The sequence below is a fragment of the Dermacoccus nishinomiyaensis genome (assembly GCF_900447535.1).
GTDB lineage: Bacteria > Actinomycetota > Actinomycetes > Actinomycetales > Dermatophilaceae > Dermacoccus > Dermacoccus nishinomiyaensis.
This window is the reverse complement of sequence record NZ_UFXX01000001.1, coordinates 1293127-1318170: the sequence shown is the minus strand read 5'-3', so window position 1 is coordinate 1318170 and position 25044 is coordinate 1293127. Positions and strand designations below refer to the sequence as shown.

At 68.6% G+C, this 25044-nt stretch carries 24 protein-coding genes; 11 read left to right on the top strand and 13 right to left on the bottom strand.

The features are described 5' to 3' along the window. The first annotated feature begins 59 nt into the window (after window positions 1-59). Window positions 60-923, top strand: a complete 864-nt coding sequence (locus DYE07_RS06220) for an oxidoreductase (RefSeq protein ID WP_062255924.1) — start codon at window positions 60-62, stop codon at window positions 921-923. Window positions 924-1020: 97 nt separating this feature from the next. Here the strand turns inward: DYE07_RS06220 and DYE07_RS06215 are convergent, their stop codons facing one another. Further along, a complete protein-coding gene (locus DYE07_RS06215) occupies window positions 1021-1467 on the bottom strand; it encodes a tetratricopeptide repeat protein (RefSeq protein WP_081873572.1) in 447 nt (148 codons plus the stop codon). 118 nt (window positions 1468-1585) lie between these two features. Continuing rightward, the gene (locus DYE07_RS06210; RefSeq protein WP_050786556.1) at window positions 1586-2638 is read right to left on the bottom strand and encodes an alpha/beta fold hydrolase; all 1053 of its coding nucleotides are present in this window, start codon (window positions 2636-2638) and stop codon (window positions 1586-1588) included. A 328-nt stretch (window positions 2639-2966) separates the two neighbouring features. Here DYE07_RS06210 and dnaK point away from each other — a divergent pair, with 328 nt between their 5' ends. The 4 genes from dnaK (at window position 2967) to DYE07_RS06190 (ending at window position 7305) form a co-directional block, all read left to right on the top strand. Then, window positions 2967-4853 carry a molecular chaperone DnaK gene (gene dnaK / locus DYE07_RS06205; RefSeq protein WP_115296565.1) on the top strand — a complete coding sequence of 629 codons (1887 nt, stop codon included), beginning with the start codon at window positions 2967-2969 and terminating at the stop codon, window positions 4851-4853. Window positions 4854-4974: 121 nt separating this feature from the next. Further along, window positions 4975-5604, top strand: a complete 630-nt coding sequence (locus tag DYE07_RS06200) for a nucleotide exchange factor GrpE (RefSeq protein WP_062255928.1) — start codon at window positions 4975-4977, stop codon at window positions 5602-5604. A 178-nt stretch (window positions 5605-5782) separates the two neighbouring features. After that, window positions 5783-6799 carry a DnaJ C-terminal domain-containing protein gene (locus DYE07_RS06195; protein WP_006946096.1) on the top strand — a complete coding sequence of 339 codons (1017 nt, stop codon included), beginning with the start codon at window positions 5783-5785 and terminating at the stop codon, window positions 6797-6799. Further along, on the top strand, window positions 6796-7305 hold the full coding sequence (locus tag DYE07_RS06190) for a heat shock protein transcriptional repressor HspR (RefSeq protein WP_115296564.1): 510 nt from the start codon (window positions 6796-6798) through the stop codon (window positions 7303-7305). The genes DYE07_RS06195 and DYE07_RS06190 overlap by 4 nt, the downstream gene beginning before the upstream one ends. A gap of 139 nt (window positions 7306-7444) precedes the next feature. On the opposite strand, the gene DYE07_RS06185 is transcribed toward DYE07_RS06190, so the two are convergent. Both DYE07_RS06185 and DYE07_RS06180 read right to left on the bottom strand, forming a co-directional pair. Continuing rightward, window positions 7445-9211 (bottom strand): oleate hydratase, encoded by a 1767-nt coding sequence (locus tag DYE07_RS06185; protein WP_115296563.1) that lies wholly within the window; start codon window positions 9209-9211, stop codon window positions 7445-7447. Window positions 9212-9283: 72 nt separating this feature from the next. Further along, complete coding sequence (locus tag DYE07_RS06180; protein WP_115296562.1) at window positions 9284-10297, bottom strand: zinc-binding dehydrogenase; 1014 nt, start codon at window positions 10295-10297, stop codon at window positions 9284-9286. Between the two features lie 87 nt (window positions 10298-10384). On the opposite strand from DYE07_RS06180, the gene DYE07_RS06175 reads away from it, so the two are divergent. Further along, the gene (locus tag DYE07_RS06175) at window positions 10385-11113 is read left to right on the top strand and encodes a TetR/AcrR family transcriptional regulator (RefSeq protein WP_160126176.1); all 729 of its coding nucleotides are present in this window, start codon (window positions 10385-10387) and stop codon (window positions 11111-11113) included. A gap of 25 nt (window positions 11114-11138) precedes the next feature. On the opposite strand, the gene DYE07_RS06170 is transcribed toward DYE07_RS06175, so the two are convergent. Further along, window positions 11139-11978, bottom strand: coding sequence for an SGNH/GDSL hydrolase family protein (locus tag DYE07_RS06170; RefSeq protein WP_040014827.1), 840 nt, complete (start codon window positions 11976-11978; stop codon window positions 11139-11141). Window positions 11979-12263: 285 nt separating this feature from the next. Next, complete coding sequence (locus tag DYE07_RS06165) at window positions 12264-12527, bottom strand: hypothetical protein (protein WP_006946272.1); 264 nt, start codon at window positions 12525-12527, stop codon at window positions 12264-12266. 152 nt (window positions 12528-12679) lie between these two features. Between DYE07_RS06165 and DYE07_RS06160 the strand changes: the two genes are divergently transcribed. Beyond that, a complete protein-coding gene (locus DYE07_RS06160; protein WP_115296560.1) occupies window positions 12680-12961 on the top strand; it encodes a hypothetical protein in 282 nt (93 codons plus the stop codon). Between the two features lie 230 nt (window positions 12962-13191). Here DYE07_RS06160 and DYE07_RS06155 read toward each other — a convergent pair whose 3' ends face one another. Beyond that, window positions 13192-13659, bottom strand: coding sequence for an SRPBCC domain-containing protein (locus DYE07_RS06155; protein WP_038570291.1), 468 nt, complete (start codon window positions 13657-13659; stop codon window positions 13192-13194). A 326-nt stretch (window positions 13660-13985) separates the two neighbouring features. On the opposite strand from DYE07_RS06155, the gene DYE07_RS06150 reads away from it, so the two are divergent. Continuing rightward, window positions 13986-14612: a DUF2382 domain-containing protein gene (locus tag DYE07_RS06150; RefSeq protein ID WP_172462955.1), complete on the top strand. Its 627-nt coding sequence runs from the start codon at window positions 13986-13988 to the stop codon at window positions 14610-14612. 130 nt (window positions 14613-14742) lie between these two features. On the opposite strand, the gene DYE07_RS06145 is transcribed toward DYE07_RS06150, so the two are convergent. Both DYE07_RS06145 and DYE07_RS06140 read right to left on the bottom strand, forming a co-directional pair. Next, the gene (locus DYE07_RS06145; RefSeq protein ID WP_115296558.1) at window positions 14743-15048 is read right to left on the bottom strand and encodes a hypothetical protein; all 306 of its coding nucleotides are present in this window, start codon (window positions 15046-15048) and stop codon (window positions 14743-14745) included. Window positions 15049-15182: 134 nt separating this feature from the next. Next, window positions 15183-15545: a hypothetical protein gene (locus DYE07_RS06140; RefSeq protein ID WP_147286892.1), complete on the bottom strand. Its 363-nt coding sequence runs from the start codon at window positions 15543-15545 to the stop codon at window positions 15183-15185. 197 nt (window positions 15546-15742) lie between these two features. On the opposite strand from DYE07_RS06140, the gene DYE07_RS06135 reads away from it, so the two are divergent. Beyond that, complete coding sequence (locus DYE07_RS06135) at window positions 15743-17242, top strand: neutral zinc metallopeptidase (protein WP_006946253.1); 1500 nt, start codon at window positions 15743-15745, stop codon at window positions 17240-17242. Between the two features lie 9 nt (window positions 17243-17251). Here the strand turns inward: DYE07_RS06135 and DYE07_RS06130 are convergent, their stop codons facing one another. The 3 genes from DYE07_RS06130 to DYE07_RS14490 form a co-directional block, all read right to left on the bottom strand. Next, window positions 17252-19090: an ABC transporter ATP-binding protein gene (locus tag DYE07_RS06130; protein WP_115296556.1), complete on the bottom strand. Its 1839-nt coding sequence runs from the start codon at window positions 19088-19090 to the stop codon at window positions 17252-17254. Window positions 19091-19242: 152 nt separating this feature from the next. Then, window positions 19243-19713, bottom strand: coding sequence for a hypothetical protein (locus DYE07_RS06125; protein ID WP_115296555.1), 471 nt, complete (start codon window positions 19711-19713; stop codon window positions 19243-19245). Further along, on the bottom strand, window positions 19710-20021 hold the full coding sequence (locus DYE07_RS14490) for a hypothetical protein (RefSeq protein WP_147286891.1): 312 nt from the start codon (window positions 20019-20021) through the stop codon (window positions 19710-19712). Before DYE07_RS14490 ends, DYE07_RS06125 begins: the two co-directional genes overlap by 4 nt. 207 nt (window positions 20022-20228) lie before the next feature. Between DYE07_RS14490 and clpB the strand changes: the two genes are divergently transcribed. Together clpB and DYE07_RS06115 are read left to right on the top strand one after the other, a co-directional pair. Next, window positions 20229-22889, top strand: a complete 2661-nt coding sequence (gene clpB / locus DYE07_RS06120; RefSeq protein WP_040014867.1) for an ATP-dependent chaperone ClpB — start codon at window positions 20229-20231, stop codon at window positions 22887-22889. Between the two features lie 194 nt (window positions 22890-23083). Further along, entirely contained in the window at window positions 23084-23965 is an 882-nt protein-coding gene (locus DYE07_RS06115; protein ID WP_082740471.1) for a universal stress protein, read from the top strand. A 114-nt stretch (window positions 23966-24079) separates the two neighbouring features. Here the strand turns inward: DYE07_RS06115 and DYE07_RS06110 are convergent, their stop codons facing one another. Further along, window positions 24080-24988: an alpha/beta fold hydrolase gene (locus tag DYE07_RS06110; protein ID WP_006946120.1), complete on the bottom strand. Its 909-nt coding sequence runs from the start codon at window positions 24986-24988 to the stop codon at window positions 24080-24082. Window positions 24989-25044: the final 56 nt, after the last annotated feature.

The window sequence follows — 25044 nt, the reverse complement described above, 5'->3', positions numbered from 1 at the left end:
CTGACGAGCATCTGCGAGGCGCCGCCGCCTGCCCCCAGGCCGACGTGGTCGAATGACGCATGAGCACTTTCACTCTCGCCGGTCATCGCGTCGGACGCGTCGGGTACGGCGCCATGCAGCTTCCCGGGCCGGGCGTGTTCGGTCCGCCACGCGATCACGACGAGGCCGTCCGCGTGCTGCGTCGCGTCGTCGAGCTCGGCATCGACCACATCGACACGTCGCAGTTCTACGGCCCAAACGTCTCGAACGAACTGATCAAGGAGGCGCTGCATCCCTACGCCGACGATCTCGTCATCGTCTCCAAGGTCGGCGCCGTGCGGGGCCCGTCGGGTGAGTGGCTGCCGGCGCAGCGCCCCGACCAGCTCGTGGCCGCGGTCCGCGAGAACCTCGTGACGCTGGACGTGGAGCGGCTGCCGGTCGTCAACCTGCGCGTCATGCCCGTCGACGAGATCGGCGAGGAGAACGCCTGCCCCCTCGAGGAGCAGCTCGGTGCTATGCAGGGCCTGGTCGAGGCGGGGGAGCTCGAGGCGTTCGGCGTCAGCAACGTCTCGACCGAGCAGGCGCGCGTCGCGCTCGACGCGGGCGCCGTGTGCGTGCAGAACGCCTACAACCTCCTCATGCGTGACGACGACGCCACGCTCGAGTTGTGCCGTGAGCGTGGCGTCGCCTACGTGCCGTTCTTCCCGCTCGGCTCGGCGTTCGAGCACCTGCCGAAGGTCGGCGACGACCGGGCGGTGCAGCGCATGGCCGCCGAACGCGGCGTCACGCCGGCGCAGGTCGGCCTGGCCTGGTTGCTCGCGCGCGCCGAGAACGTCCTGCTCATCCCTGGCACATCGTCGATCGCGCACCTCGAGGAGAACACGGCGGCTCGCGACGTCACCCTCAGTGACGACGACCTCATGACGCTGAACGCCCTGCGCTGAGCGGCGCGTGCCGCGCACCGTCGCAGCGGCAGCAGCTGACGTCGATGGGAGCGTTCTTCCGTGCCCTCACAGACCAGATGCTGCCCTCCGACGTGCGTCAGATGTCGGCGCCGAGCGACTGGGCGAGGCGTCGCACCGGGGCGGCCTCGTCCTTCTTGCCCGCACGCTCGAGCGAGCGGGCCAGGAGCACGGCGGCGTCGACGTTCGTCGGGTCGACGTCGAGCAGTTCACGGGCCGCGACGGTGGCCTTCGTCAGCTGCGCCGAGTGGTAGTAGCTGCGGGCGAGCAGTTCGCGAGCATCACGCGACGCGCCCTCCGGCGTGCCGGTCATGCCCTCGATGAGACGCGCCGCCTCGGTGTACTTGCGCACGTCGAACAGCTCCTTGGCCGTGCGCAGGGTCTCGTAGGGGTCGCCGCTCGGGTCGGTGATCGTGTGCAGGCCTGACGGACTGGTCGCCGCGCCGAGCATCTGCTCCATCGTCGGCGTGGCCGCCGGCTCGTGCGCCTTCATCGGCGTGGTGGGCTCGAAGGTCTCGTCGCTCATGGCTGCTCCTGTGCGTCGCGGTGTGTCCGCGTCAACCATCGCTGCGGCGCCGCTGTTCCCGATCACCTCGCCTCCGAACCGCGCGCCGACGAGTGGTGGCAGCACACCGCGGGGTTCGTCAGTCCGTCGTGCGTGCCGCTTCGGACGTCGACTCGTCCTCCGCGGCCTCCGCGGCGTCGAGGGGTACGGCATCGACGTCGGGGGAGTCGTGCGGGCCGTCGTATCCGGCGAGGGAGCGGCGGCTGCCGCGGGCGACGAGCGCATCGTCGCCGGTGACCATCCCGCGCAGCGTCGTCGCACCGCCACGCAGTCGCGAGAGGAAGCGCACGAGCGAGCGGCGCTCGTCGGGGTTCGTGCGCTGGTCGATCTGTCGATCGCGAGGGTCGTCGTGCGCGGCTTCGGGGTGCTGCATGTGCTCGATGATCAAGGCGGCCACGGCGCCGGCGTGCGCGTACATGACGGAGTGCGCTGCGCTCGGGATCTCCCAGGCGCGTGCGTGCGGCGTGATGTCGCACAGGTGCCGTGCCCAGGAGCGCGGGCTGGTCGCGTCGTGCTGCCCACGCAGGATAAGGGTGTGCGCGCGCACGTGCGGGAGCCGCTCTTCGATCGGGTAGTTCATCATCTTCGGCAGCACCTTGAAGAACCACCACGGCCCGCAGAGCACGTAGGAGATGAGGACGTGCACGGTGATCGCGAAGGGTTCGCGCCCGGCGCACTGGGCGAGGCGCCACGCCTGGCGCGCGATGCTGCTCTCGGCAGAGTTCACGACGGGGCCGATGAGGACGATGGTGCTGAGATCCGGGCGCCGCGCCGCGACCTCGGTGACGACCTGTGAGCCCATGGAATGCCCGACGAGGACCGGGTCGTCCAGCTCGAGCTGGGTGATCGCGGCCTCGACGAGATCCGCGAATCCTTCGATCCCGGGCGTTTGCTTGCCGTGCGGAACGCCGCCGAAGCCGGGAAGGTCGATGGCGTGGACGGTGCCGACCTGATTGAGATCGAGGGCGAGGCGAACGTAATAGTCGGAGGCCACTCCGATGCCGGCGACGAGGACGAAGTCGCGACCGCGGGGACCGCTGATCGAGGTGACGCGCGCTTGGGAGGGGCCGTGCTGCACGCGCGAGACCGTCACGTTTCCGCTCGTCGCGTGTTGCTCGGGCTCTGTCCGCATCGTCGCTCTCCATCGTCCCGCGGCGCCGGCGAACCCACACGCGCTCGCCCTGTCTATCCCGCGATCCTACCCAGGGGTAGTGGCGGCGTCCGCGCGACGGGCGAGGCTCGTCCAAGGCTGACGAGACGGGGCCCGGAGAAAACTTCTGCGACGGGGAATGAAGTGCGGATCAAACAAGTTGAGTCAAGTAACAGCAACTTTGGTGAGCCGAGGGTTGACACTCACGGCGAAACGGAGTTGAGTCAATATCAGTCAATCTGACGGTGTGGGCCACGCCTGCAGGGCGCGCGCACAGATCGTCGTTTCATCGAACGAAGGAGATCCCACCATGGGTCGCGCAGTCGGTATTGACCTCGGTACCACCAACTCGGCCGTCGCCGTTCTCGAAGGCAACGAGCCCAAGATCATCGCGAACGCCGAGGGCGGTCGCACCACCCCATCCGTCGTCGCGTTCACGAAGAACGGCGAGATCCTCGTCGGCGAGATCGCGAAGCGTCAGGCGGTCACGAACGTCGATCGCACCATCCGTTCCGTCAAGCGCCACATGGGCACGGACTGGACGACGGAGATCGACGGCAAGAAGTACACGCCGCAGGAGATCTCGGCCCGTATTCTCATGAAGCTCAAGCGTGACTCCGAGGCCTACCTCGGCGAAGAGGTCACGGACGCCGTCATCACGGTTCCCGCCTACTTCGACGACGCCGAGCGTCAGGCCACGAAGGAGGCCGGCGAGATCGCGGGCCTCAACGTCCTGCGCATCGTCAACGAGCCCACCGCCGCGGCCCTCGCCTACGGCCTCGACAAGGGCAAGGAGGACGAGCTCATCCTCGTCTTCGACCTCGGTGGCGGTACGTTCGATGTCTCCCTGCTCGAGGTGGGCAAGGACGCGGAGGACGGCTTCTCCACCATCCAGGTGCGCGCCACCTCCGGTGACAACAAGCTCGGTGGCGACGACTGGGACAACCGCATCGTCGACCACCTCATCAACAAGGTGAAGAGCGAGTCCGGCGTCGACCTGAGCAAGGACAAGATCGCCATGCAGCGTCTGCGTGACGCCGCGGAGCAGGCGAAGAAGGAGCTGTCGAGCTCGACCTCGACGAACATCTCCCTCCAGTACCTGTCGATGGGCGAGAACGGCCCGATCCACGTCGACGAGACGATCACGCGTGCTCAGTTCGAGCAGATGACGAAGGACCTGCTCGAGCGCTTGAAGAAGCCGTTCGAGAACGTCATCAAGGACGCGGGCGTCAAGATCTCCGACATCGACCACGTCGTCCTCGTCGGTGGCTCGACCCGCATGCCGGCCGTCGTCGAGCTCGTCAAGCAGATGTGCGGTGGCAAGGAGCCGAACAAGGGCGTCAACCCGGACGAGGTCGTCGCCGTCGGCGCCGCGCTGCAGGCCGGTGTGCTCAAGGGTGAGCGCAAGGACGTGCTGCTCATCGACGTCACGCCGCTGAGCCTCGGCATCGAGACGAAGGGTGGGCTTTTCACCAAGCTCATCGAGCGCAACACGGCCATCCCGACGAAGCGCACCGAGGTGTTCTCGACGGCTGAGGACAACCAGCCGTCCGTCGACATCCAGGTGTTCCAGGGTGAGCGCGAGATCGCCAAGGCCAACAAGGCTCTCGGCAACTTCGAGCTCACGGGCATCGCTCCCGCGCCGCGTGGCGTGCCGCAGATCGAGGTCACGTTCGACATCGACGCCAACGGCATCGTGCACGTCTCCGCGAAGGACCGTGGCACGAACAAGGAGCAGTCGATGACGATCTCCGGTGGCTCCGCGCTGCCGAAGGAGGACATCGAGCGCATGGTCCGCGAGGCGGAGGAGCACGCCGCCGAGGACGCGAAGCGTCGCGAGGAGGCCGAGGCCCGCAACACGGGCGAGGCTCTCATCTACTCGACGGAGAAGTTCCTCGAGGAGAACGGCGACAAGGTGCCCTCTGACGAGAAGTCGGCCACCGAGAGCGCCCTCGCCGAGCTCAAGGAGGCCCTGAAGCCGGAGTCGTCCGCGTCGCCGGAGGACATCAACGCGAAGGCCACGGCGCTGTCTGAGGCCAGCCAGAAGATGGGCGCCGCGATGTACGCCGCGCAGGCCGAGAACGGCGACGCCGCGGGTGCGGCCGGTGCCGAGGGCGCTGCAGGCGAGCAGAAGCAGGGTGGCGACGACGTCGTCGACGCCGAGGTCGTCGAGGACGACGACGACACCTCCAAGTGAGTGCCTGACCGGGGTGCCACGCGCACCCCGGTCGGCCCCTGACACGAGTACGGCCGGTGGGCTGCCCACGGGGAGCCCACCGGCCGCTTCGCCACCAGGAGGTGGCAGGAAGGAGTCCGTCATGACGGACCAGAACACGAGCGGCGCCACGCCCCACAACGCCGACGGTGCGACGCAGGGCGAGACCGACAACTCGTTCGCCGGCGGTGTGGGTTCCGACCTGCCCGGCGGAGAGCAGCCCGAGAACCTGCAGACGCGTTCCGACGAGGCCGCCACGCAGGCCGGCCCCGACGCGACGAGCGCTGACGACGCGGTCGCCGAGCACCCGGACACGAAGCTCGCTGCGGAGCGCCTGTCCGACCTGCAGCGCATCCAGGCCGAGTACGTCAACTACCGCAACCGCGTCGAGCGCGACCGGGCTCGTGAGAAGGAGACGACGATCGGCTCGGTCGTCGAATCCCTCATCCCGGTCCTCGACGACATCGAGCTCGCGCGCCAGCACGGCGACCTCACCGAGGGCCCGATGAGCAAGATCGCCGATAAGATCGAATCGACGCTCAACCGCTTCGGTGTGGCACGCTTCGGCGAGGTCGACGAGGCGTTCGACCCCAGCGTCCACGAGGCGCTCATGCACGTCGAGGCCGAGGCGCCCGAGGGCGTCGACGGAACCTTCGTCGTGCAGGTGCTGCAGCCGGGCTACAAGGTGGGCGAGCGCGTCGTGCGTCCCGCCCGCGTCTCGGTCGCAGGCTGATCGAGCGCGCCGCGGCCGAGCCGGGTCGCTTCGTGCCGCGGGGCAACCTGCTTCGCTGACGTCGCGGCGGCGCCCCCACCGGGCGCCGCCGACACACAACTGAAAACCCCATTCGCACGCGCACGCGATGCACGCCCGGTCCGCAACCGGCGGGCGTGAAACCACGAAGGAGGTGCGCATGGCCAGTCAGGACTGGTTCGAAAAAGACTTTTACGCCACCCTCGGTGTCGCGCAGGACGCGAGCGAGGAGGACATCAAGAAGGCCTACCGCAAGCTGGCCCGCAAGTACCACCCGGACAAGAACCCCGGTGACACCTCCGCTGAGCAGAAGTTCAAGGAGATCGGCGAGGCCAACCAGGTGCTCTCCGATCCGCAGCAGCGTCAGGAGTACGACGCCGTGCGTCAGATGGCGCGAGGCGGCGCCCGCTTCAGCGGCGGTGCCGGCGGCGCCGAGGACGTTTTCTCGTCGATGTTCGGCGGGGGCGGCGGCAGCGGTTACCGCACCTATTCGAGTGGGGCGGGTGGCCAGCAGGGCATCAACCTCGAAGATCTGCTCGCCCAGTTCGGTGGCGCCGGCGGAGGCTTCGGGGGCGGCGGGTTCAGCTCCGGCTTCGGCGGCGGCTCCCGTCAGCGCGCCGCCCAGAGAGGCGAGGACGTCGAGGCGCGCGCGTCGATCACGTTCCGTCAGGCCGTCGAGGGCAGCGAGGTGCGCATCAGCGACGCCGATGGTCAGAGCTTCACCGCGCGCATTCCGGCCGGGGTGAAGGACGGGCAGAAGATCCGGTTGCGCGGCAAGGGCCGTCCCGGCTTCGGCGGTGGCCCGAACGGCGACATGATCCTGCACATCAGCGTCGGCACCGACCCGGTCTTCGGCCGCGACGGTGACAACCTCACCGTCGAGCTGCCCGTGACGTTCGCCGAGGCCACCCTCGGCGCCACGGTGCAGGTGCCCACCTTCGACGGCAAGAGCGTCAAGGTCCGCGTCGCGCCCGGCACGCCCTCGGGCCGCAGCCTGCGCGTCAAGGGCCGTGGCGTGAAGACGAAGAAGGCGACCGGCGACCTCATCGCGAAGGTTCACGTCGTCGTGCCGAAGGAGCTCACCGACGAGCAGCGTCGGGCCGTCGAGACCCTCGCGGCGGGCGAAGCCGACCCGCGCGAAGAGCTGCTCGCGAAGGCGCGTCAGGCCGCGTCGTGACGCCGTCGCGGGTCGAACGGCGGCTCGGCGAGATCGTCGACGACCACAACGGACGCGTCGGTGACGAGCGGCTGCACGGCCTCGACGCTCCGGCGAAGCCGGTGTACGTCATCTCCGTCGCCGCCGAACTGGCCGGGATGCACGCCCAGACGCTGCGCCAGTACGACCGTCTGGGGCTCGTCACCCCCGAACGCACGGGTGGCGGCGGCCGCCGCTATTCGATGCGCGACATCGCGCAGCTGCGTCGGGTGCAGGAGCTGTCGTCGGAGGGAGTCTCGCTCGCCGGCATCCAACGCATCATGGAGCTCGAGCACCAGGTCACGGCGCTACGGGCGCAGATCGAGGAGCTGAGCGAACAGAACGCGCAGTACCGGGACGCACTCGAATCGCGCTCTCACACGTGCGTCTTCGCGGCCGGACGCGACGGCATCGTCGCGCTGGGGCCCGGCGAACGACCGCGCCCGCGCTCGATCGGGCGTTCGCTCCGGCCGTACAGCACCCGCTGAGCCCGAGCTCGTCACGACGCACGCTCCGGAGCGCACGACGCAGCGCCACACCGTCGTCGTACAACACCTGCATGGCCGAGGCCCTCATCCCCGACTCGGGATGAGGGCCTCGGCGCGCGATGCGGGCGTCAGGTTGCCGTCACAGGATGCCGTGCTCGCGCAGCAGCACGCCGATCTCGGTGGAGTCGAGCCCCTTCGCGATCTTGCGGCGCAGTACGGCGGGGCCGGGCAGCTCGGTCTTCTCGCCGTCCTTGAGGCGCGCCGAGGCGTCGAGCAGCGTCCGCACGTCGTAGGTCGAGTTGAACACCTCGGGCACACCGCGCTCGACGCCGAACAACTGGTAGGTGGCTTCCATGCCGGTGCGCACCGAGTACTCGGTCGTGAAGATGCAGTCGCGGCTGGTCTCGGCGAACTGGCCGATGAAGGCGAAGTTCTCCGCGCCCTCCGGCACGACGTCAGGGCGGTCACCGGCCTTGCGGGGCATGAAGAACGACGTCACGTACGGCATCATGACCGGTACGCACTTCGCGCCCGTCGCCGCGAGTTCGGGGATGTCAGCCTCGGGCACGCCGAGGTGGTAGAGCCACTCGGCGGTGATCTCCTCGCCGGTGCACTCGCTCATCGGCTTCTTGACGTAGTCGCCGGGCGTGTCGACGAACAGGCTGTAGACCCACACGACGATCTGGTCCTTCGGCTGCTTCTTGAAGTGCGGCTGGCGGTTCACCGTCCAGCTCATGAGCCAGCTCGAATCCTTGACGGTGACGATGCCGCCCGTCACGACCCGTCCGCTGAAGGGGTCGCGCTTGGCGATGCGCCGGATGTACTCGGGGATGCGCTCATCGAGCGTCGTGACGGTCGCCGACTCCCACTTCGTCTCGTCGATGGAGCTGCAGAACACCTCGGGGCGCCCGAACGACGGATCCTTGCGCGCGATCTTCTTCCACAGGTCCCACGCCGAGGCAGGGCCGCGGTTCAGCGTCGCGGCGGTGCGGTGATCGCCCTCGTCGGAGTTGTCGACGAGCGAGCCGATCGTCATCAGGACGTAATCGTCGTCCCCGAGGTCGACGCCCGTGTCACCGGCGTGCTCGCCGGAGCGGGTCCACTCGATGCGGGTCGCGCGCTTGGCCGACGCCGTCAGGTCGAACTCGACGTCCGTCACCTCCGTGTCGTACTGGAAACGCACACCCTGCTCGCTCAGCCACTTCGTCATCGGCAGCACGAGCGACTCGTACTGGTTGTACTTGGTGAACTTGAGCGCCGAGAAGTCCGGAAGTCCGCCGATGTGGTGGATGAAGCGGTGCAGGTACAGCTTCATCTCGAGTGCGCTGTGCCATTCCTCGAACGCGAACATCGTGCGCCAGTAGAGCCAGAAGTTGCTGTCGAGGAAGTCGCGGCCGAACACCTCGTCGATGCGCTTGTTCTCCATCTCCTCGCGCGTCGCGAGGAACACCTTGACGAGATCCTTCTGCGCCTTCTTGTTCAGCGTGAACAACCCGTCGGTGTGCGCGTCCTGGCCGCGTTCGACGGTGGCGCGCTGCAGCGAGTAGTTCGGGTCGTCCTTGTTGAGCCAGTAGAACTCGTCGAGCACGGACGCGCCCTCGACCTCGAGGCTGGGGATCGTGCGGAAGCAATCCCACAGGCACTCGAAGTGGTTCTCCATCTCGCGTCCACCGCGGATGACGAACCCCTTCTCGGGCTCCTCGATCCCGTCGAGGGCGCCACCGGCGAGGGAGCCCTTCTCGAGGATCGTGATGTTCTCGCCGGGGACGGCGGCGTCACGGATCATGAAGACGGCCGCCGCGAGGCCCGCGAGGCCGCTGCCGACGATCCAGGCGTGCTTGCTCGCGGCGTCCTTCGGCGGGCGGGGACGGGCGAAGGCTTCGTAGTTTCCACTGCTGTAGTACATGGGACCTCCTCGAGGTCGGGTGCGCGAGATCATCGCGCGGGACGATGGGTGAGGGGACGGCTGCGTGCGCCGTCAGGGATGCAGGATGAAACGGATCGGGTTGCCGTCCTTGCGCGCGAGCCGCTCGAGCACTTCGGGCGCTTCCTCGAGCGGGAAGACCCCGCTGATCGACGCCGACAGGTCGAGCCGCTTCGTGCGGGTCAACGCGACGAGCTGGTGGACGTCCGTTCCCTCGCTGCCGTAGTGGCCGCGCAGCGTCAGCTGCTTGTAGGCGAATGCGGTGTCGGACGGAATCTCGATGGGCCACCCGGCGAGGCCGACGATGACGAGACGTCCCTGCGGCGCGAGGGAGGCCATCGCCTGGGCCCGCACGGGGGCCACGCCCGCGAAGTCGAACGCGACGTCGAGACCGCGGGGCGAGAGCTGGCGGATGGCGTCCTCCGCGTCTTCAGGGGCGCACGCCACGTCGGCGCCGACGGCGAGCGCCCGTTCGCGCGCGGCCTCGAGCGGGTCGATCGCGACGATGGGGGAGGCGCCGATGAGACGCAGCAACTGCACGGCGTGAATGCCCAGCCCGCCGAGGCCCCAGACGCCGACGGCCTCGCCGGCGCGCACGCGCCCGCTCGTCTGGATGGCTGCCCACGGCGTCGAGACGGCGTCGGGGATGATGGCGGCCTGCTCGAACGGGAGGTCGTCGGGGATCGGGACGAGCGTCTCGGCCTGCGCGAGGGCGTATTCGGCGTACCCGCCGTCGTAGTCGACGCCGCGCGTCAGGATGCGGCCGTTCGGGAGGCGGTGGCCGGCCTGCAGCAGGACGCGGCTGCCCACCTCGATGCCGGGCAGTGTCGGCACGCCGTCACCGAGGGCGGTGACGACGCCCGCGACCTCGTGACCGAGCGTCACCTTCTCGCTGTCGAGGAACTGCGGCGCGATGAGCCCTTCGAGCAGGTGCACGTCCGACAGGCAGACGCCCGCCGCCTTCACCTCGATGACGGCTTGGCCCGGCCCTGGCGTCGGGACGGGTACCTCCTCGACGTTCAGGGTGTGGTGCGTGACGTCGAGGCGTGCGGCCTTCATGGTGTCCATGGTGTCTCCTTCGTTTCCGATATTTTTGACTGTACTCATTTTTTGCGGCGCCACCAGGGCCTTTCGGCCCGGGTAATGTTTCGATCCATGTCGCTTCCCCTCAGCGCCACGGCCGCCTCCGCGGCACCGTCGGCCGGTTCGACGGCCCCGACGAGGCCGGCCCCCACGCCGGGTACGCCTGACGCCACGGTCGTGACCTGCCGACGTCCCGTCGTGAGCGGCTCGGACCAGCAGGGTCGTCGCGCGCGCAACAAGGCTGACAAGCAGGCCCGCATCCTCGCGGCTGCCGAGAGCCTGCTCGGTGAGGTGGGGTACGAGCGCATGACGACGGCCGAGGTGGCCAAGCGCGCCAACGTCGCCGCCGGCACCGTGTTCCAGTACGCCCCGACGAAGGCGGAACTGCTCATGATGGTCGTCGAACACGAGTGGCGTGATCTCGTCGACGATCACCTGCCCGACGACGCCGGTGACGGTGGGGTGCGCGAGCACGTCCTGCGTCTGCTCGAACCGTTCGCGCAGCAGGCCCGTGACTACCCCGAGAACGCGATGGTCGTCGGACGGGAGGTGCTGTTCGGTGCGCCCGGGCCGTATCGCGAGAAGGTCGTCGCGCTGGTCGCCGGTCTCGAGGACGCCATCGCGGCGCTGCTCGTCGCAGCGGGGGGTGACGCGGAGCGCAGCGTCGCCGCCGCGGGCCTCATCGTCTCCGGTGGGGTGCTCGAGCTGAACCGCACGCGTACCGGACGCGCCGAGGTCGAATCCGTGGCGCGCCGCCTCGGAGATCTCGTCGACGTCGCGGTGCGCGGCGCGGGCGTCTGATCGCTCGTGAGCGTGACGCGGGCGCTCAGCCGGCGTGGCGTTCACCTGCGCGTGCCCTGACCTCGACGGCGTCGCCCGCGCGCGCACGGGCCAGTCGCTTCATGCCGTCCGCGGGGCGGATCGGTTCGGGCCACTTCGGGGGAAGCGTATCGCCCTCACGGACGCCGTTGATGCGGCGCCGGAAGAGGGGGATCACCTCGGTGGCGAGCCATCGGCTCTCGGTGCGGATGCTCTCGCGCCAGTGCGGCGCCTCGAACGGAGGCAGCTCCGGCAGTTTGAGCGTGTGGGGGATGCCGAGTTCGGCGAGCACGTAGGCGGCGAGGTGCTTGTGCCCGAGCCGGCTCATGTGGATGCGGTCGAACGCCCACATGCGCGGGTCGTCGAACTCTCGAAACTGGGTGTGATCGACGAGCAGGCAGCCGTACTGGCGGGCCAGTTCGCGCACGGCGTCGTTGTAGAAGACGATGCGCCGCCGCAGCGGCTCGAGCGCCGTCGAGATCTTCACGTCGAACGTCGTGAACAGCAGCACCTCCGCGCCCGATCCGACGAGGCGCTGCAGCGCGGCCTCGTAACGCTCCATGATGGCGGGCATGTCGGAGCGGACGGCGAGGATGTCGTTGCCGCCGGCGTAGAACGAGATGAGCGTCGGTTCGAGCGCGAGGGCGGCGTCGAACTGCTCGTCGACGATCTCGTCGAGACGCTTGCTGCGGATGGCGAAGTTCGCGTACTCCCACGTCGCGTCCACGCGCCCCATCTGGCGGGCCATACGATCGGCCCACCCGCGCACGCCGTTGGGGTACATGAGGTTCGCGTCACCGACGCCCTCGGTGAACGAGTCTCCGACCGCTACGTAACGTCCCTTCATCGGGCTGACGGTAGGTCGTTCGCGTGGCCCGATGTCGGCGTCCGGCTGGCCGTGGGTGATCCGGGGCATGAAGCCTGGGTGAACTCAGGTGGACGAGCAGCTATCGACGAGACGCCGTGACCATCTGCGCTTCCTGTCCCATCTGCGATTCCCGTCCACATTCGTCGATATGACCAAGAATCGCGCACGTGGACGTAGATCGCAGGTGAGGAGCGGGCCACGAGAAGAGTGACCTGACGCGGCTTGACGCGCTCTGACGCCGGCGGCAGGGGCGCCAGCGGCACGTCAGAGCTGGGGGTTGTTCTTGGCGATGACTTCGACGGCGTTCTTGCTCTCGAGCAGGCCGAGGCCCGTCGCGCTGCGATACATCGCGATGGCCTCGATCTCGCGACCCTTGTGCACGAGGTAGCTGACGCGCTCGGACAGATCCTGGCCCGCACGCAGATCGGTGATCTCCTCCTGCAGGTGACGCACCTGCTTCTGCAGCGTCAGGTTGCTCCACCCGATGAGCAGGAGCAGGACGACGGCGACGACGAGGGCCCACACCATGACGATTCCTCACATTCGATCCACGCGCTTGACTCGAGCCGCTCGACTGGAGTCGTCTGACTCGAGCCGCCCCACTCGAGTCGCCAATCTACCGCCTCGCGTGGGCGCGGCGACGATGACAATCCCCAGGTTTCCTTGGCACAGTAGTGCCCATGACCGAGTACCTCATGTTGTTTCCCGAGCGTGACGTCGCCGAGGAGATCGCGGACGACCTGCTCGAATCGGGTGACTTCACCGACGTGCGCGTCGTGCGTGAGGCGCTGGCAGGTGAGGAGGACGACGAGGATCACGAGTGGGGCGTCTACGTCAAGCAGGACACTGTCGACGATCCTGCCTCGGCCGTCGCGCAGGCCCTCACCGAGCGTTTCGACGCGCTCGCCAAGGAGCATGACGGCTGGCTCGACCCCAACCCCGCGCAGCTGCCGACGGACTGAGCGGCGCGGCGTCGGAAGAGCTGACGCGACGCAGGTCGCGCCGCCGGTCGTGCTGACGCGCTGAGCTAAACGCCGCCGGGCGTGCTGACGGGCCAAGAGACGCGCCGGGTGGCGACTGCGCGACCTCACCGACGCGTTGCCGCCGTCGACCGGCACATCGGACTAGTTGCTCCCAGCATCGGTGAGGCCCCATTCCCGCGCGGGAATGGGGCCTCACCGATGAACGGGCGTCAGTTCGACGTGGCGCGCTCTTCGAGCTTCGCGAGCGACTCCTCGAGGGCGTGCTTCTCGACCAGGGGGAAGTGCACCTTCTTGAGCAGTTCCTTGTCGGTGACCTTGCTCCAGTCGTACGTCAGGGTGACGGCGGTCTCCTTCGGGCCGTGGGCCTCGAGCTCGTACATCCACTCCCAGCCCTTGGGCTCGGTGCCGGCGGGCGCCGTCTGCCACGCGACGAGCTTGTCATCGGCGTACCCGGTGACGTGGTTGTCGGTCTGGTATTCGCCGCCCATGTGCTCGCCGACCATGTTCATGGTGAACACCTGGCCGACCTTCTGGATGCGGTCGCCGTGGTCGACGCTGCGGATGAAGCCCGAGCCGTCGAGCTTGACGTGCTCGGCCGGGTTGGTGAGGACGTTGAAGACGTCCTGCGCCGGGGCCTCGATGGTGCGGGTCACGATGATCTTCTTCTCGTCAGTCATGTCTTCACCTTGGCTCACGGCGCGCGTCTTCGCAAGGCGTTCAGGGCGGTTCGGCGTCGATGCGGGCGACGTGTGTGGGCGGGCGCGCTCGCGGCGAAGGGGCGGCGGCAGGCTGAGGGCCATCGGGCGCCGTCGTCGAATCACGCACGTGGCGCGTGCACCTGGACGGCAGCCGCGCCCTCCCGGTGAGCGTCTGCCTCACCCCGAGAGAGCATCGCGCCGTGACGGGCGCTCGGGTAGCGTGATCGTCGAACGGGGCCGCCATGGCCCCCAACCGGTCACGGGCGCAGCGGGGTGCCGCGCTCACCACACGAAGGAGTCTGCAGATGACGAAGAACCGCCCTGACGAGCGTCCCTTCGACGCCGAGGCCTACGAGCAGGACACGCGTCAGCAGGCTGCCGGAATGCGTCGCGATGGCGTGGACTCCGACGAAGCGGGCGTCGTCCTGCACGAGGAGCGTCTCGTCGCGGGTGTCGAGCGCGCCGAGGCCGGGCGCGTCGAGGTTCGCAAGCGTGTCGTCGTCGAAGAGGTGACGATCACCGTCCCCGTGCGCCGCGAGGTCGTCGACGTCGTGCGCGTGTACGACGACGGCAGCGAGGAAGCCGTCGACGTCCCCGCCTCGACGTGGCAGCCGCGCATCGAGAACCTCGACGGCGGTTCGGCGCTGGGCGAGCACACGCATGCCGAGGGCGAGGTGTACGACGTCGAAGCCGCAGAGGGCACGCACACACGTGACGCCGACCGGCGCGACGAGGACGGCGTCATCGTGCTGCACGAGGAGCGCCCCGTGCTCTCGACGCGGGTCTACGCCGTCGAACGGCTGCACCTCGGCATCAGTGCGACGAAGGAGAACGTCACCGTCACCGAGCCGGTGCAGCGCGAGGTCGTCGAGGTCGACGAGGTCGACGACGTGCGCGACCCACGTGGTGAGGGCGGTTCGGCGCGCGCGTGACGACCTTCCCCCACGCGATGACGTGCCGGGCAAGCTGCTGAGCAGCGCCTCCGTGGGCGCCCAGTGCAGCGTCAGGAGGGCGGTACCCGATCGGGTACCGCCCTCCTGACGTTCCGGCCGAGCCGAGCCGTCAGTAGATACCGTCGACGGCACCCGCCGGGCGGAAGTCGCCGATGACGCTGGAGGCGACCGTCTGCCCGAGCGCGACGCTCTGGTCGCCATGACGATCGGAGCTGCCGCTGTTCCTAGAACCGTCCGCGTATGAGGCAATGGTGCGGGCCAATCGGTTGTACTCCGCGACCTTGGCGTCGTAGTAGTTCTGGCACGCAGCGCCCTGCCCGGACGTGAGGGCGATGGGCTCGAGGGTGGGCGGCAGGGGCGTGTTGGGCATCAACGGCGTGATGCGGATCTCGTTCGTGATGCGGCCCCTGAACATGAAGCCGTCCTGTCAGTGGAATCAGAAGTCCGCCTCGTTGTCGCCCTTGCCACAAGCGGGACAGTGCCGACGAACGTCCAGGTGTAGGTGAGGGTTCCCGTCGTCTTGTCGAAGCCACCGCGCGTGATGGTGTGCTACGAGGTGGACGGCCAGGTCCCCGCCCGCTCGGTGTCCTTGGGTCCGGTGCGCCCGACGACGTCGACGCGCGGCGCCAGGGGGTGGTCGGCCGCGAAGCGCAGGGGGACGTCGCTGTCGTTGCGCAGGTTGAGCCAGGATTCGCCCTCGAATCCATTGGCGCTCAGGACCAACTGGTAGAAGTTGACCGTCAGCGAGCCCTGCTTCGTCCGCAGGTCGGCGAAGGCGAGATCCATGGTCGCCCTGCTCTCAGGGCTGCGTGCGGTGTTCGAGGCTGTGCCGGATGGGCTCGCCGCGGCGATCGTGACGGCGGGGATGCTCCACGCGGTGCCTGGGACGACGGTGCGGCGGGAAACGGTCATCAGAGGACATTGACCGACCGTCCAGAGTGTTCTCTGAGGCCGCTCAGGGGCGAGGCGGCGCTGGTGAGCACCCTCCACACGCGCATCCGATCCTGTCGCGGAGGCTCTCCGCCCCGCGCTAACCTCGACGCATCGGCCGGCCATCGGGTGGCTGCCGACGCGCGCGAGAGGCGCGCCGGACACAGGAGGGTGGCTCCATGGGGATGACATCACGACGCGCGACCAAACGCGCCGATCTGCCGGGCACCGACGCGGCGTCACGGCGAAGCGCAGCCGCGCGCGGCCGCATCATGCGGGGCACGGTCGTCACCGTCGCGGCCGCGCTTGCCGTGACGGGGTGCACGAGCGCCACGACCGGTGGCTCCTCGGCGCCCACCTCGGCGCCCGCCTCGGCCACCACCTCGGGACACACCGGCGCCGCGTCGTCGCCGTCCGCGAGCACCCCCGGATCGCAGGCGTCCACCTCGAGCCAGCCCATCGATGTGTCGAAGGTCGTCGTGCGAGGCGACCGGCGCAGCGACGCCGCGAAGCTCGCGACGGCCGCCGTCGCGGACCTCGAACGCTACTGGGGTCGGCAGCTGCCAGCGGTCTACGGCTCGGCGTTCACACCCATCAAGGCCTACTACTCCGTCGACACCAAGGCGGGACGCCGTTCACCGTCGGTCTGCGGTGACGTCACCGGAAATGCCTACTACTGCTACGAGGACGGGGCGATCGCCTGGGATTCGACGGGCCTGCTCACCGACATGCGCAGCGCCTACGGCGACATCGCGCCGCAGGTCATCATGGCGCACGAGTTCGGGCACGCGGTGCAGCACCGTTTCGGCTACCGCGGCAAACCCGTCGTGCAGGAGCTGCAGGCCGACTGCTTCGCCGGCGCCTGGCTCCATCACGCGATCGACGACAAGGTCGTCGCCGCCTCGTCGGAGACGCCGACGCAGGCCGCCGCCGCGATCCTCGCGGTGAAGGACCCGGTGGGTGAGGACCCGCGCTCCGAACAGGCGCACGGCAACGGCTTCGACCGCGTCAACTCCTTCCAGACGGGCTACGACGACGGCCTGAAGGCGTGCAAGGCGTACACGAGCGAGGAGCCCGTCGTCACCGAGCTGCCGTTCACGAGCTACACGGACGCTGCGAGCGGCGGGAACCTGCCGTACGAGTCGGCGATGCAGAGCGGCGCCTACGACCTCGACGACTACTGGGAGCACACCTACCCCCAGGTGACGAACGGTCAGCAGTGGAAGCCGATGGGCAAGCTGACGCCGTTCGCGACGAGGAAGCCGGCCACGTGCGGCGACGAGACGGTGACGGACGCCGTCGCGTACTACTGCCCGAGCGACGACTCGATCGGGTGGAACGACGACGTCACGCGTGAGATCTACCGGGAGACAGGCGACTTCGGCCCAATCGTGCTCCTGGCCGCGCAGTACGGCAAGGCGGCCCTGAGCCGCTCGGGCAAGCCGCTCGGCGACGACGCCGCCGATCGCGGCGTCTGCTACGCGGGTGCCTACTCCGCCGACGTCATCCTGCACAACCGTCCGCAGACCAGCTCGTTCACGATGTCGCCTGGCGACCTCGACGAAGCCATCCAGGCACTGCTCATGGTCGGTGGCTCCGACGGTTTCGACCTCATCCGCGCCTACCGCAAGGGTGCGCTCGACGGGCCGAAGGGCTGCGCCGGCGCCAAGGTGTCCTGACGGCGGTGCTCACCCGGCGATGTCGTAGGCCTTGAGGCGCTTCTTGTCGCGCTTCGACCCCGACGCCTGCAGGGCGAGCAACTCGGCGTAGATGCCGCCGGAGGTGGCGAGCTCAGCGGGCGGGCCGACCTCGTCGATGCGTCCGTCGCGCAGGGTGACGATGCGGTCGACGGCGCTGATCGTCGACAGGCGGTGGGCGATGATGAGGGACGTGCGGCCCTCCATGAGCTCGTCGAGGCCGGCCTGCACGAGCCGCTCCGACTTGGTGTCGAGCGCGCTCGTCGCCTCGTCGAGGATGAGGATCGGCGCGTCCTTGAGCATCGCCCGCGCCACGGCGATGCGCTGCTTCTGGCCGCCGGACAGCTTGAGGCCGCGTTCGCCGATCGTCGTGTCGTAGCCGTCGGGGAACTGGCGGATGAACACGTCGGCGTTGGCGCGTTCGGCCGCGGCCCGGATCTCCTCGTCGGTGGCCTCGGGGTGGCCGTAGGCGATGTTCTCGCGAATCGTGCCGCTGAACAGCGACGCGTCCTGGAACACGACGCCGAAGTCGCTGCGCAGCTCGTCGAGCGGCGTCTCGGCGGTGTCACGGCCGAAGACGCGTAGGTGCCCGTCATGCACCGTGTACAGCCCGAGCAGGAGGCTGATGAGCGTCGTCTTGCCGCCGCCGGACTCGCCGACGAACGCGACACGTTCACCCCGTTCGACGGCCAGCGTGATGTCCTTCAGCACGTCCCGGTCGGCGTCATAGCCGAACGAGGCGTGATCGAACTCGATGACGGACCCGGTGCATGCGGCGGCGCGCGCACGCGCGGCGTCGATCGTCGCACCCGGCGCGGTGTCGGCGGCGCCGAGCAGGTCGAGGCCCTCCCGCTCTGGTCGTTCTTCGAGGACGCGGAAGTAGTCGCGGCTGCCAGCGACGGCCCGCTGGCCCGAGTCAATGAGGTAGCTCATCATCATGACGGGCTGACGCGCCATGTTGACGAGTTGGATGAGCAGCACCATGTCACCGATGGAGAAGTGCCCCTCGACGGTCTGCACGAAGATGATCGAGTAGACGCCGAAGAAGATGACGTTGAGGGCGCCGCGTCGCGCGCCATCCATGAGGTGCCAGTAGCGCGACTGCTCGCGCGTCGTCGCGACGGTGCTCGCGTACCGCTCGTCGAACGACGTGAGCTCGCGGCGCTCCTGACCGAAGCTCTTGACGACGCGGATCTGCCCGACGACCTCGGCAAAACGTCCGCCGGCGATGTCGAACTGGCTGTTCTTCTCGCCCTCGAGCACCTGCCACTTCTTGCTCGTCAGCGTCGTCAGGTACATGAAGACGGGGAAGACGATGAGCAGCAGCAGCGCGAGCGGCCACGAGTAGATGGCGGAGATGACGAGCACCGCGAACGTCGTCAGCAGCATCGGCAGGAAGTTGTTCGCGAACGAGTTGAGGAACTGTGTCGTCTCCGAGATGTTCCGCGAGAGGCGGTTGATGATCCTGCCCGTCAGCTCACGGTCGAAGTAGCTCTGCGGCAGCGTCAGCAGCTTCTCGAAGTAGCGCGTCGACAGGATGCGGCGCAGCCGCACCGCCGTCACGTCGCCGATGTACCCGCCGATGTTGCTGATCGCCGTGTTCGCGAGGTCGGCCACGAGCAGGGCCACCGCGAACCACATGATGGTCGTGACGTGCCCCGACGGGTTCGCGCCCGTCTTGACGACGGAGACCACCTCGTCCGTCGCACCCGAGATGATGAACGGCATGACGAGCGACGTCGCCGTGATGAGAACCGAGCTGACGACGATCGCGAGATACGACGGCCACAGCGCGCGGGTGGAGGACAGGATCTTGCCGATGCTTCGCACGGATGAAGCGTGCCACCCGGCGACGACAACCCCGAAATCTCGCGGCGACGCGGTGTCCGGTGGCCGACACGACGACGCGGGCCGCCCCGGAGAAAGAAGGTGCAGCCCGCGGTGTCGGAGCGGCCGGTGCGTTCGGCGTCGCAGCGGTGTCGTCAACACGTGTTCGATGCGTCGAGCGACTTGACCTGGCACGGCAGCGTCGTGCCGTCGGGCAGCGTGACCGTGACGTCCTGTACGTAGCTGAGTCCGCCCTGCGCCACACCGCACCCGAGCGGGGCGACGGCGTTCGAGTAGTTCGTGATGAAGCGACCCGAAGGGCCGGTGGTGAAGTTGCGGCACGTCGTACCCGTGACAAGGCTGTACGAGCCTGCCCCGCTTCCTGCGCGCCACTCGAAGTGAAGATTCCAGCTCGCGGGGGTGCCATTGAGGTGGGCGATGTTCGTGCTTCGTGAGGTGCTGGTCACCGGCTGCCACCCCGCGCTGCCGTAGGAGTAGGTCATGTAGGAACAGGTGGACGAGCCACAGGAACTCCGGCGGTTGGAGGTGGTGTCACCGACCCAGAAGATGCCAGGGCCGGAAGATGTCTGGCCGTTGCGCAGCCCGAGCCAGTAGTCGTAGGTCACCTGGCAACGGTCACGCCGGCGGGCAGGTTGTCGACGCATGTCGGGGCGCCGACGTTGAGCGATTGATTCGTCGTCGATGCGCTGACATCACCCCAGTCGTAGATGACGCCGCCGCTGACACGAGGTGTGGGGGCGCCACAGGTGGATGCCGCCATCACGGGGGCAGCGCCCGCAACGGTGACGGCGGGGATGCTCCCGGCGGCCCCTCGGGCGAGGGAGCGGCGTGAGATGGGTCTGGTCATGTGGATCCCCCAGGCGATGAAACGTTTTTTGAGCACACTCAGTTGTGCATTCGAGGTCGCCGTCATCAAACGAGGGCCGTCCGTGTGGACACACTCATGAGCTTCGTGTGTACCCGTGAGTTGAGTGGAATACGCGCAACTTTGTTGCGGTTGTACCTGACAGGAAGATGCGCGACCAGCCATACTGAAGGTGAGGTCGCTGTCGAGCCACCGGGCCCGTCAGCGAACGTCGTGCATTGCAGCAAGAAGACGTTCAACGACAAGGAGTCAGCAGTGGATATTCAACTGACAACGAAGGCGCAGGAGGCCCTCTCCGCCGCCGTGACGGCCGCGCAGTCGGCCGGCAACCCCTCGATCGAGCCCGCGCACCTCCTCAAGGCGCTCGCGGAACAGACCGACACGACCACAGGCCCGCTGCTCGAGGCGACGGGCACCACTCCGCAGGCAGTCATCGCGCAGGCCGAGGCCGACCTGCGCACGTTCCCGAGCAGCTCGGGTGCAAGCGTGGGCCAGCCCGGCATGAGCCGCGAGCTGCTCAACGTGCTCGAGAAGGCGCGCAGCGACATGAGCGCCATGGGGGATGCGTTCACCTCGACCGACCACCTGCTGCTCGCGCTCGCTCGCACGGGCAAGTTCTCCACGCTGAACGCGGAGGCGATCGAACAGGCGATCCCCGCGACGCGCGGTGGCCGCAAGGTCACCTCCGCCGAGCCCGAGGGCACGTTCGAGGCGCTCGAGAAGTTCGGCACCGACCTGACGGCCCTCGCCCGTGAGGGCAAGCTCGACCCCGTCATCGGCCGCGACAGCGAGATCCGTCGCGTCGTGCAGGTGCTGAGCCGCCGCACGAAGAACAACCCCGTCCTCATCGGTGAGCCCGGCGTCGGCAAGACGGCCGTCGTCGAGGGTCTCGCGCAGCGCATCGTCGCCGGGGACGTGCCGGAGAGCCTGCGCGACAAGCGCCTCATCTCCCTCGACCTCGGCGCGATGGTCGCCGGTGCGAAGTACCGCGGCGAGTTCGAGGAGCGCCTCAAGGCCGTCCTCGAGGAGATCAAGAACTCCGACGGCGAGATCGTCACGTTCATCGACGAGATCCACACCGTCGTCGGCGCGGGTGCCGGCGGCGACTCGTCGATGGACGCCGGCAACATGCTCAAGCCGATGCTCGCGCGCGGCGAGCTGCGTCTCGTCGGTGCGACGACGCTCGACGAGTACCGCGAGAACATCGAGAAGGACCCGGCGCTGGAGCGTCGTTTCCAGCAGGTGTTCGTCGGTGAGCCGAGCGTCGAGGACACGATCGCGATCCTGCGCGGCCTGAAGGAGCGCTACGAGGCGCACCACAAGGTCGCCATCGCCGACCAGGCGCTCGTCGCCGCTGCGACGTTGAGCGACCGCTACATCACGAGCCGACAGCTGCCCGACAAGGCGATCGACCTCATCGACGAGGCCGCGTCGCGTCTGCGCATGGAGATCGACTCGAGCCCCGTCGAGATCGACCAGCTACGCCGCAGCGTCGACCGCATGAACATGGAAGAACTGCACCTCGAGAGCGAGACCGACCCGGCCTCGCGCGACCGACTCGCGAAGCTGCGGGCCGACCGCGCCGACACCGAGGAACAGCTCGCCGCGCTGACGGCGCGTTGGGAGGCCGAGAAGGCCAGCCTCAACAAGGTCGGTGATCTCAAGGCCCAGATCGACGACCTGCGCACGCAGGCTGAGAAGCTGCAGCGCGAAGGTGACTACGGCAACGCCTCGAAGTTGCTCTACGGCGACATCCCGGCTCTTGAGAAGCAGCTCGACGAGGCGCAGGCAGCCGAGGCGACGTCCTCGAAGGCCGGCGGCGAGGCGCCGATGGTCTCCGACGAGGTGACCGCCGACGACATCGCCGAGGTCATCGCCAGCTGGACCGGCATCCCCGCCGGGCGTCTGCTCGAGGGCGAGACCGAGAAGCTGCTGCGCATGGAGGACTTCCTCGGCGAGCGCCTCATCGGTCAGAAGGCCGCGGTCGAGGCTGTCAGTGACGCCGTGCGCCGTTCGCGCTCCGGCATCGCCGACCCCGATCGTCCGACCGGTTCGTTCCTGTTCCTCGGCCCGACGGGTGTGGGCAAGACGGAGCTCGCGAAGTCGCTCGCCGACTTCCTCTTCGACGACGAGCGCGCCATGGTGCGCATCGACATGTCGGAGTACTCCGAGCGTCACGCCGTCGCGCGCCTCATCGGTTCGCCTCCCGGCTACGTCGGGTACGAAGAGGGCGGTCAGCTGACCGAGGCTGTGCGCCGTCGCCCGTACTCGGTCGTGCTGCTCGACGAGGTCGAGAAGGCGCACCCGGAGACGTTCGACATCCTCCTGCAGGTGCTCGACGACGGGCGCCTGACGGACGGGCAGGGCCGCACGGTCGACTTCCGCAACGTCATCCTCGTCATGACGTCGAACCTGGGCAGCCAGTTCCTCGTCGACCCGACGATGGCGCCGGAGGCCAAGCATGGCGCTGTCATGGGTGCGGTGCGCGCGCAGTTCAAGCCCGAGTTCCTCAACCGTCTCGACGAGATCGTCATCTTCGACCCGCTGACGCGGGACGAGCTGTCGCACATCGTCGAGCTGCAGGTCGCGTCGCTGAGCAAGCGGCTCGCCGATCGCCGCATCACCCTCGAGGTGACGCCGGCCGCGCGCGAGTGGCTCGCCGAGACGGGGTACGACCCGGCGTACGGTGCGCGCCCGCTGCGTCGCCTCGTGCAGAAGGAGATCGGCGACCGTCTGGCTCGTGCACTCCTCGCCGGCGAGGTGCTCGACGGCGAGAAGGTGACGATTGACGTCGAACGTGGCGCGGCGCTGAAGCTGCCGGATGGCGTCACGGCACCGGAGGGCGTCGAGCCTCCGGTGACGGGTCTGCGCATCGTGTCGGAGAGGGTCGAGCCCGACGCGGGCGTCGAGAGCTGATCGTCGCGACAGCTGCCTGAGCAGTGAACCGCACACTGAAACGGGCCGGACACCGATCACGGTGTCCGGCCCGTTTCGCGCGTCCCCTCTGCGGTTCCCGTCCCCTTCTGCGATTTTCGTCCACCCTTGCGAGTTTCGGTCACATTCGTATCGCGGCGCTGATGGCACGGCATCGGGGCAGGTAGATTTGACGTATGACAGAGAACACACCTGCAGTGACGACTCCTGGCACGCGCTACCTCGTGGCCTGGGGTGGGGACAAGCGTTCGGAGGACGCCCTCAAGCTCGGCGCCGTGCTCGCGCGCACCTTCGAGGCGAAGCTCGACATCGTGTACGTCGTCTTCCAGCAGACGAACGGTTTCACCGTCACCGCGGGCGACCGCACCTTCGAGCAGGAGGTCGGACGCGAGGCGGCCGGCTGGCTGAAGACGGCCGCGAAGTCGGTGGGCGAGGGCGTCGAGGTCGAGACGCACGTCGTCTACGGCGAGTCGATCACGCAGGGCATCCTCGCCGCAGCCGAGCAGCTTGGCTCGCAGGCCATCGTCATCGGTGCCGGTTCGGGCGCGGGTCAGCCCGTCGCGACGAACGCCATCGTCGGCGGCCTGCTGCACTCGAGCCCCGTCCCGATCGCCATGGCGCCGCGCAACTACCGCAAGGTGAAGTTCGACTCGCTCTCGTCGCTGTCCGCCGCCATCGGCCCGCGCCCCGGCGCGCACCAGGTCGCCATCGAGGCCGCAGACGCGATCAAGCGCGTCGGCCTGCCGCTGCAGCTCATCTCGCTCGTCTCGCTCAAGCAGGACAAGCAGTTCCACGTCGACGGCTTCGATGAGGCCGAGCGCGTGCTCGCCGACGCAGCCAAGCGCGTCGGTGACCGCGCGGAGGTCACGACCGTCGTCGGTCAGGGCCGCTCGCTCAAGCAGGCCGTCAAGAAGATCGACTGGGACGAGCGCACGGCGCTGTGCGTCGGCTCGTCCCGGCTCGCGCAGAACCGACGCACCTTCCTCGGCTCCGCTGCGACGCGCATGCTCTCGTCGCTGCCCGTGCCGATGATCGTCGTCCCGCGACGCGACGCTTGAGCCGCCACCTCGCGCACATGACTGAGCGCGGCGTCCCCTTCGCGGGGGCGCCGCGCTCAGGCGTCCTGAGCGGGACGCCGACGTGGCCGCGGCAGGCGCACGATGGCCCCGGCGTCACGCGGACGTGACGGCAGAGCCCTGATCGTTCGCGCCGGCCTGCGTGATGACGTCGCCGATGGCGTCGGTGACGAGGTCGGGCTCCTCGTACGTCAGCATGTGGCCCCGGCCGTCCACGATGTCGAGGTGAGCGTCGGGCATGGCCTCGGCGAGAGCGATGGAGTGGCGCTTCGGCGTCAGCAGATCACGCGAGCCGACGAGGATGCGCACGGGCACCTTGCTCAGCGCGGCCAGCGCGGCGAGTTCGTCGTGCGCCATGAGCGCGGTGTAGAACGCGCCGCTCGTCGAGATGCGCGTGGCGGCGATCTGGTCGCGCGCGGCCCGGACGTCTTCGTCGCGCGGGTCGATGCCGAAGCCGCCGCGGCGCTGTGAGGCGAGGGTGACGAGACGGCCCGGGCGGAGCGGAACGTGCTTGAGCGCCTTGACGATCCACTTCTCGCCGGGGACGGTGAAGCCGCGCAACTGCCCTGACGACGTCGAGACGAGCACCGCGCCGATGACCTTCTCACCCAGGAGCCCCGGGTGCAGCCCGGCGAACGCCATCACCGTCATCCCGCCCATCGAGTGACCCGCGACGATGACCGGTGATCCCTCCGGTGCCGTCTCGGCGACGACGCTCGCGAGGTCCTCGCCGAGCGCGCGCACGGTCTCGTCGCCGGGGCGCATGCGGCCACCGGCGAACGTCGAGTCGCCGTGCCCGCGCTGATCCCACAGCACGACTCGCACGCCGCCGCGATCGAGCAGACGCTGCGCAACGGGTTCCCACGAGCGGTGGCTCAGTGTCCAGCCGTGGGACATGACGACGGTCGGCGCGTCGGGCGCCAGATCGGCCGGCTCGGCGGTGAAGACGGCGAGGCGCGCGCCGTCGGCGGCGGTGACGGTGGTGCGGGCGAATTCGTGGTTCACGCGACCCACTCAAACACACCCGGAGACGGTGAACCGCCCCGTTTCGGAACCTGCAT

Excerpts from the sequence above, each read along its gene's own strand:
- DYE07_RS06200 (WP_062255928.1), top strand. The coding sequence starts at position 4,975 with ATGACGGACCAGAACACGAGCGGCGCCACGCCCCACAACGCCGACGGT.
- DYE07_RS06115 (WP_082740471.1), top strand. The coding sequence starts at position 23,084 with ATGACAGAGAACACACCTGCAGTGACGACTCCTGGCACGCGCTACCTC.
- DYE07_RS06135 (WP_006946253.1), top strand. The coding sequence starts at position 15,743 with ATGGGGATGACATCACGACGCGCGACCAAACGCGCCGATCTGCCGGGC.
- DYE07_RS06170 (WP_040014827.1), bottom strand. The coding sequence starts at position 11,978 with ATGAAGGGACGTTACGTAGCGGTCGGAGACTCGTTCACCGAGGGCGTC.
- DYE07_RS06145 (WP_115296558.1), bottom strand. The coding sequence starts at position 15,048 with ATGTTCAGGGGCCGCATCACGAACGAGATCCGCATCACGCCGTTGATG.
- DYE07_RS06220 (WP_062255924.1), top strand. The coding sequence starts at position 60 with ATGAGCACTTTCACTCTCGCCGGTCATCGCGTCGGACGCGTCGGGTAC.
- DYE07_RS14490 (WP_147286891.1), bottom strand. The coding sequence starts at position 20,021 with ATGACGGCGACCTCGAATGCACAACTGAGTGTGCTCAAAAAACGTTTC.
- DYE07_RS06140 (WP_147286892.1), bottom strand. The coding sequence starts at position 15,545 with ATGACCGTTTCCCGCCGCACCGTCGTCCCAGGCACCGCGTGGAGCATC.
- DYE07_RS06160 (WP_115296560.1), top strand. The coding sequence starts at position 12,680 with ATGACCGAGTACCTCATGTTGTTTCCCGAGCGTGACGTCGCCGAGGAG.
- DYE07_RS06180 (WP_115296562.1), bottom strand. The coding sequence starts at position 10,297 with ATGGACACCATGAAGGCCGCACGCCTCGACGTCACGCACCACACCCTG.
- DYE07_RS06165 (WP_006946272.1), bottom strand. The coding sequence starts at position 12,527 with ATGGTGTGGGCCCTCGTCGTCGCCGTCGTCCTGCTCCTGCTCATCGGG.
- DYE07_RS06150 (WP_172462955.1), top strand. The coding sequence starts at position 13,986 with ATGACGAAGAACCGCCCTGACGAGCGTCCCTTCGACGCCGAGGCCTAC.
- DYE07_RS06195 (WP_006946096.1), top strand. The coding sequence starts at position 5,783 with ATGGCCAGTCAGGACTGGTTCGAAAAAGACTTTTACGCCACCCTCGGT.
- DYE07_RS06175 (WP_160126176.1), top strand. The coding sequence starts at position 10,385 with ATGTCGCTTCCCCTCAGCGCCACGGCCGCCTCCGCGGCACCGTCGGCC.
- DYE07_RS06155 (WP_038570291.1), bottom strand. The coding sequence starts at position 13,659 with ATGACTGACGAGAAGAAGATCATCGTGACCCGCACCATCGAGGCCCCG.
- DYE07_RS06215 (WP_081873572.1), bottom strand. The coding sequence starts at position 1,467 with ATGAGCGACGAGACCTTCGAGCCCACCACGCCGATGAAGGCGCACGAG.
- DYE07_RS06185 (WP_115296563.1), bottom strand. The coding sequence starts at position 9,211 with ATGTACTACAGCAGTGGAAACTACGAAGCCTTCGCCCGTCCCCGCCCG.
- dnaK (WP_115296565.1), top strand. The coding sequence starts at position 2,967 with ATGGGTCGCGCAGTCGGTATTGACCTCGGTACCACCAACTCGGCCGTC.
- DYE07_RS06210 (WP_050786556.1), bottom strand. The coding sequence starts at position 2,638 with ATGCGGACAGAGCCCGAGCAACACGCGACGAGCGGAAACGTGACGGTC.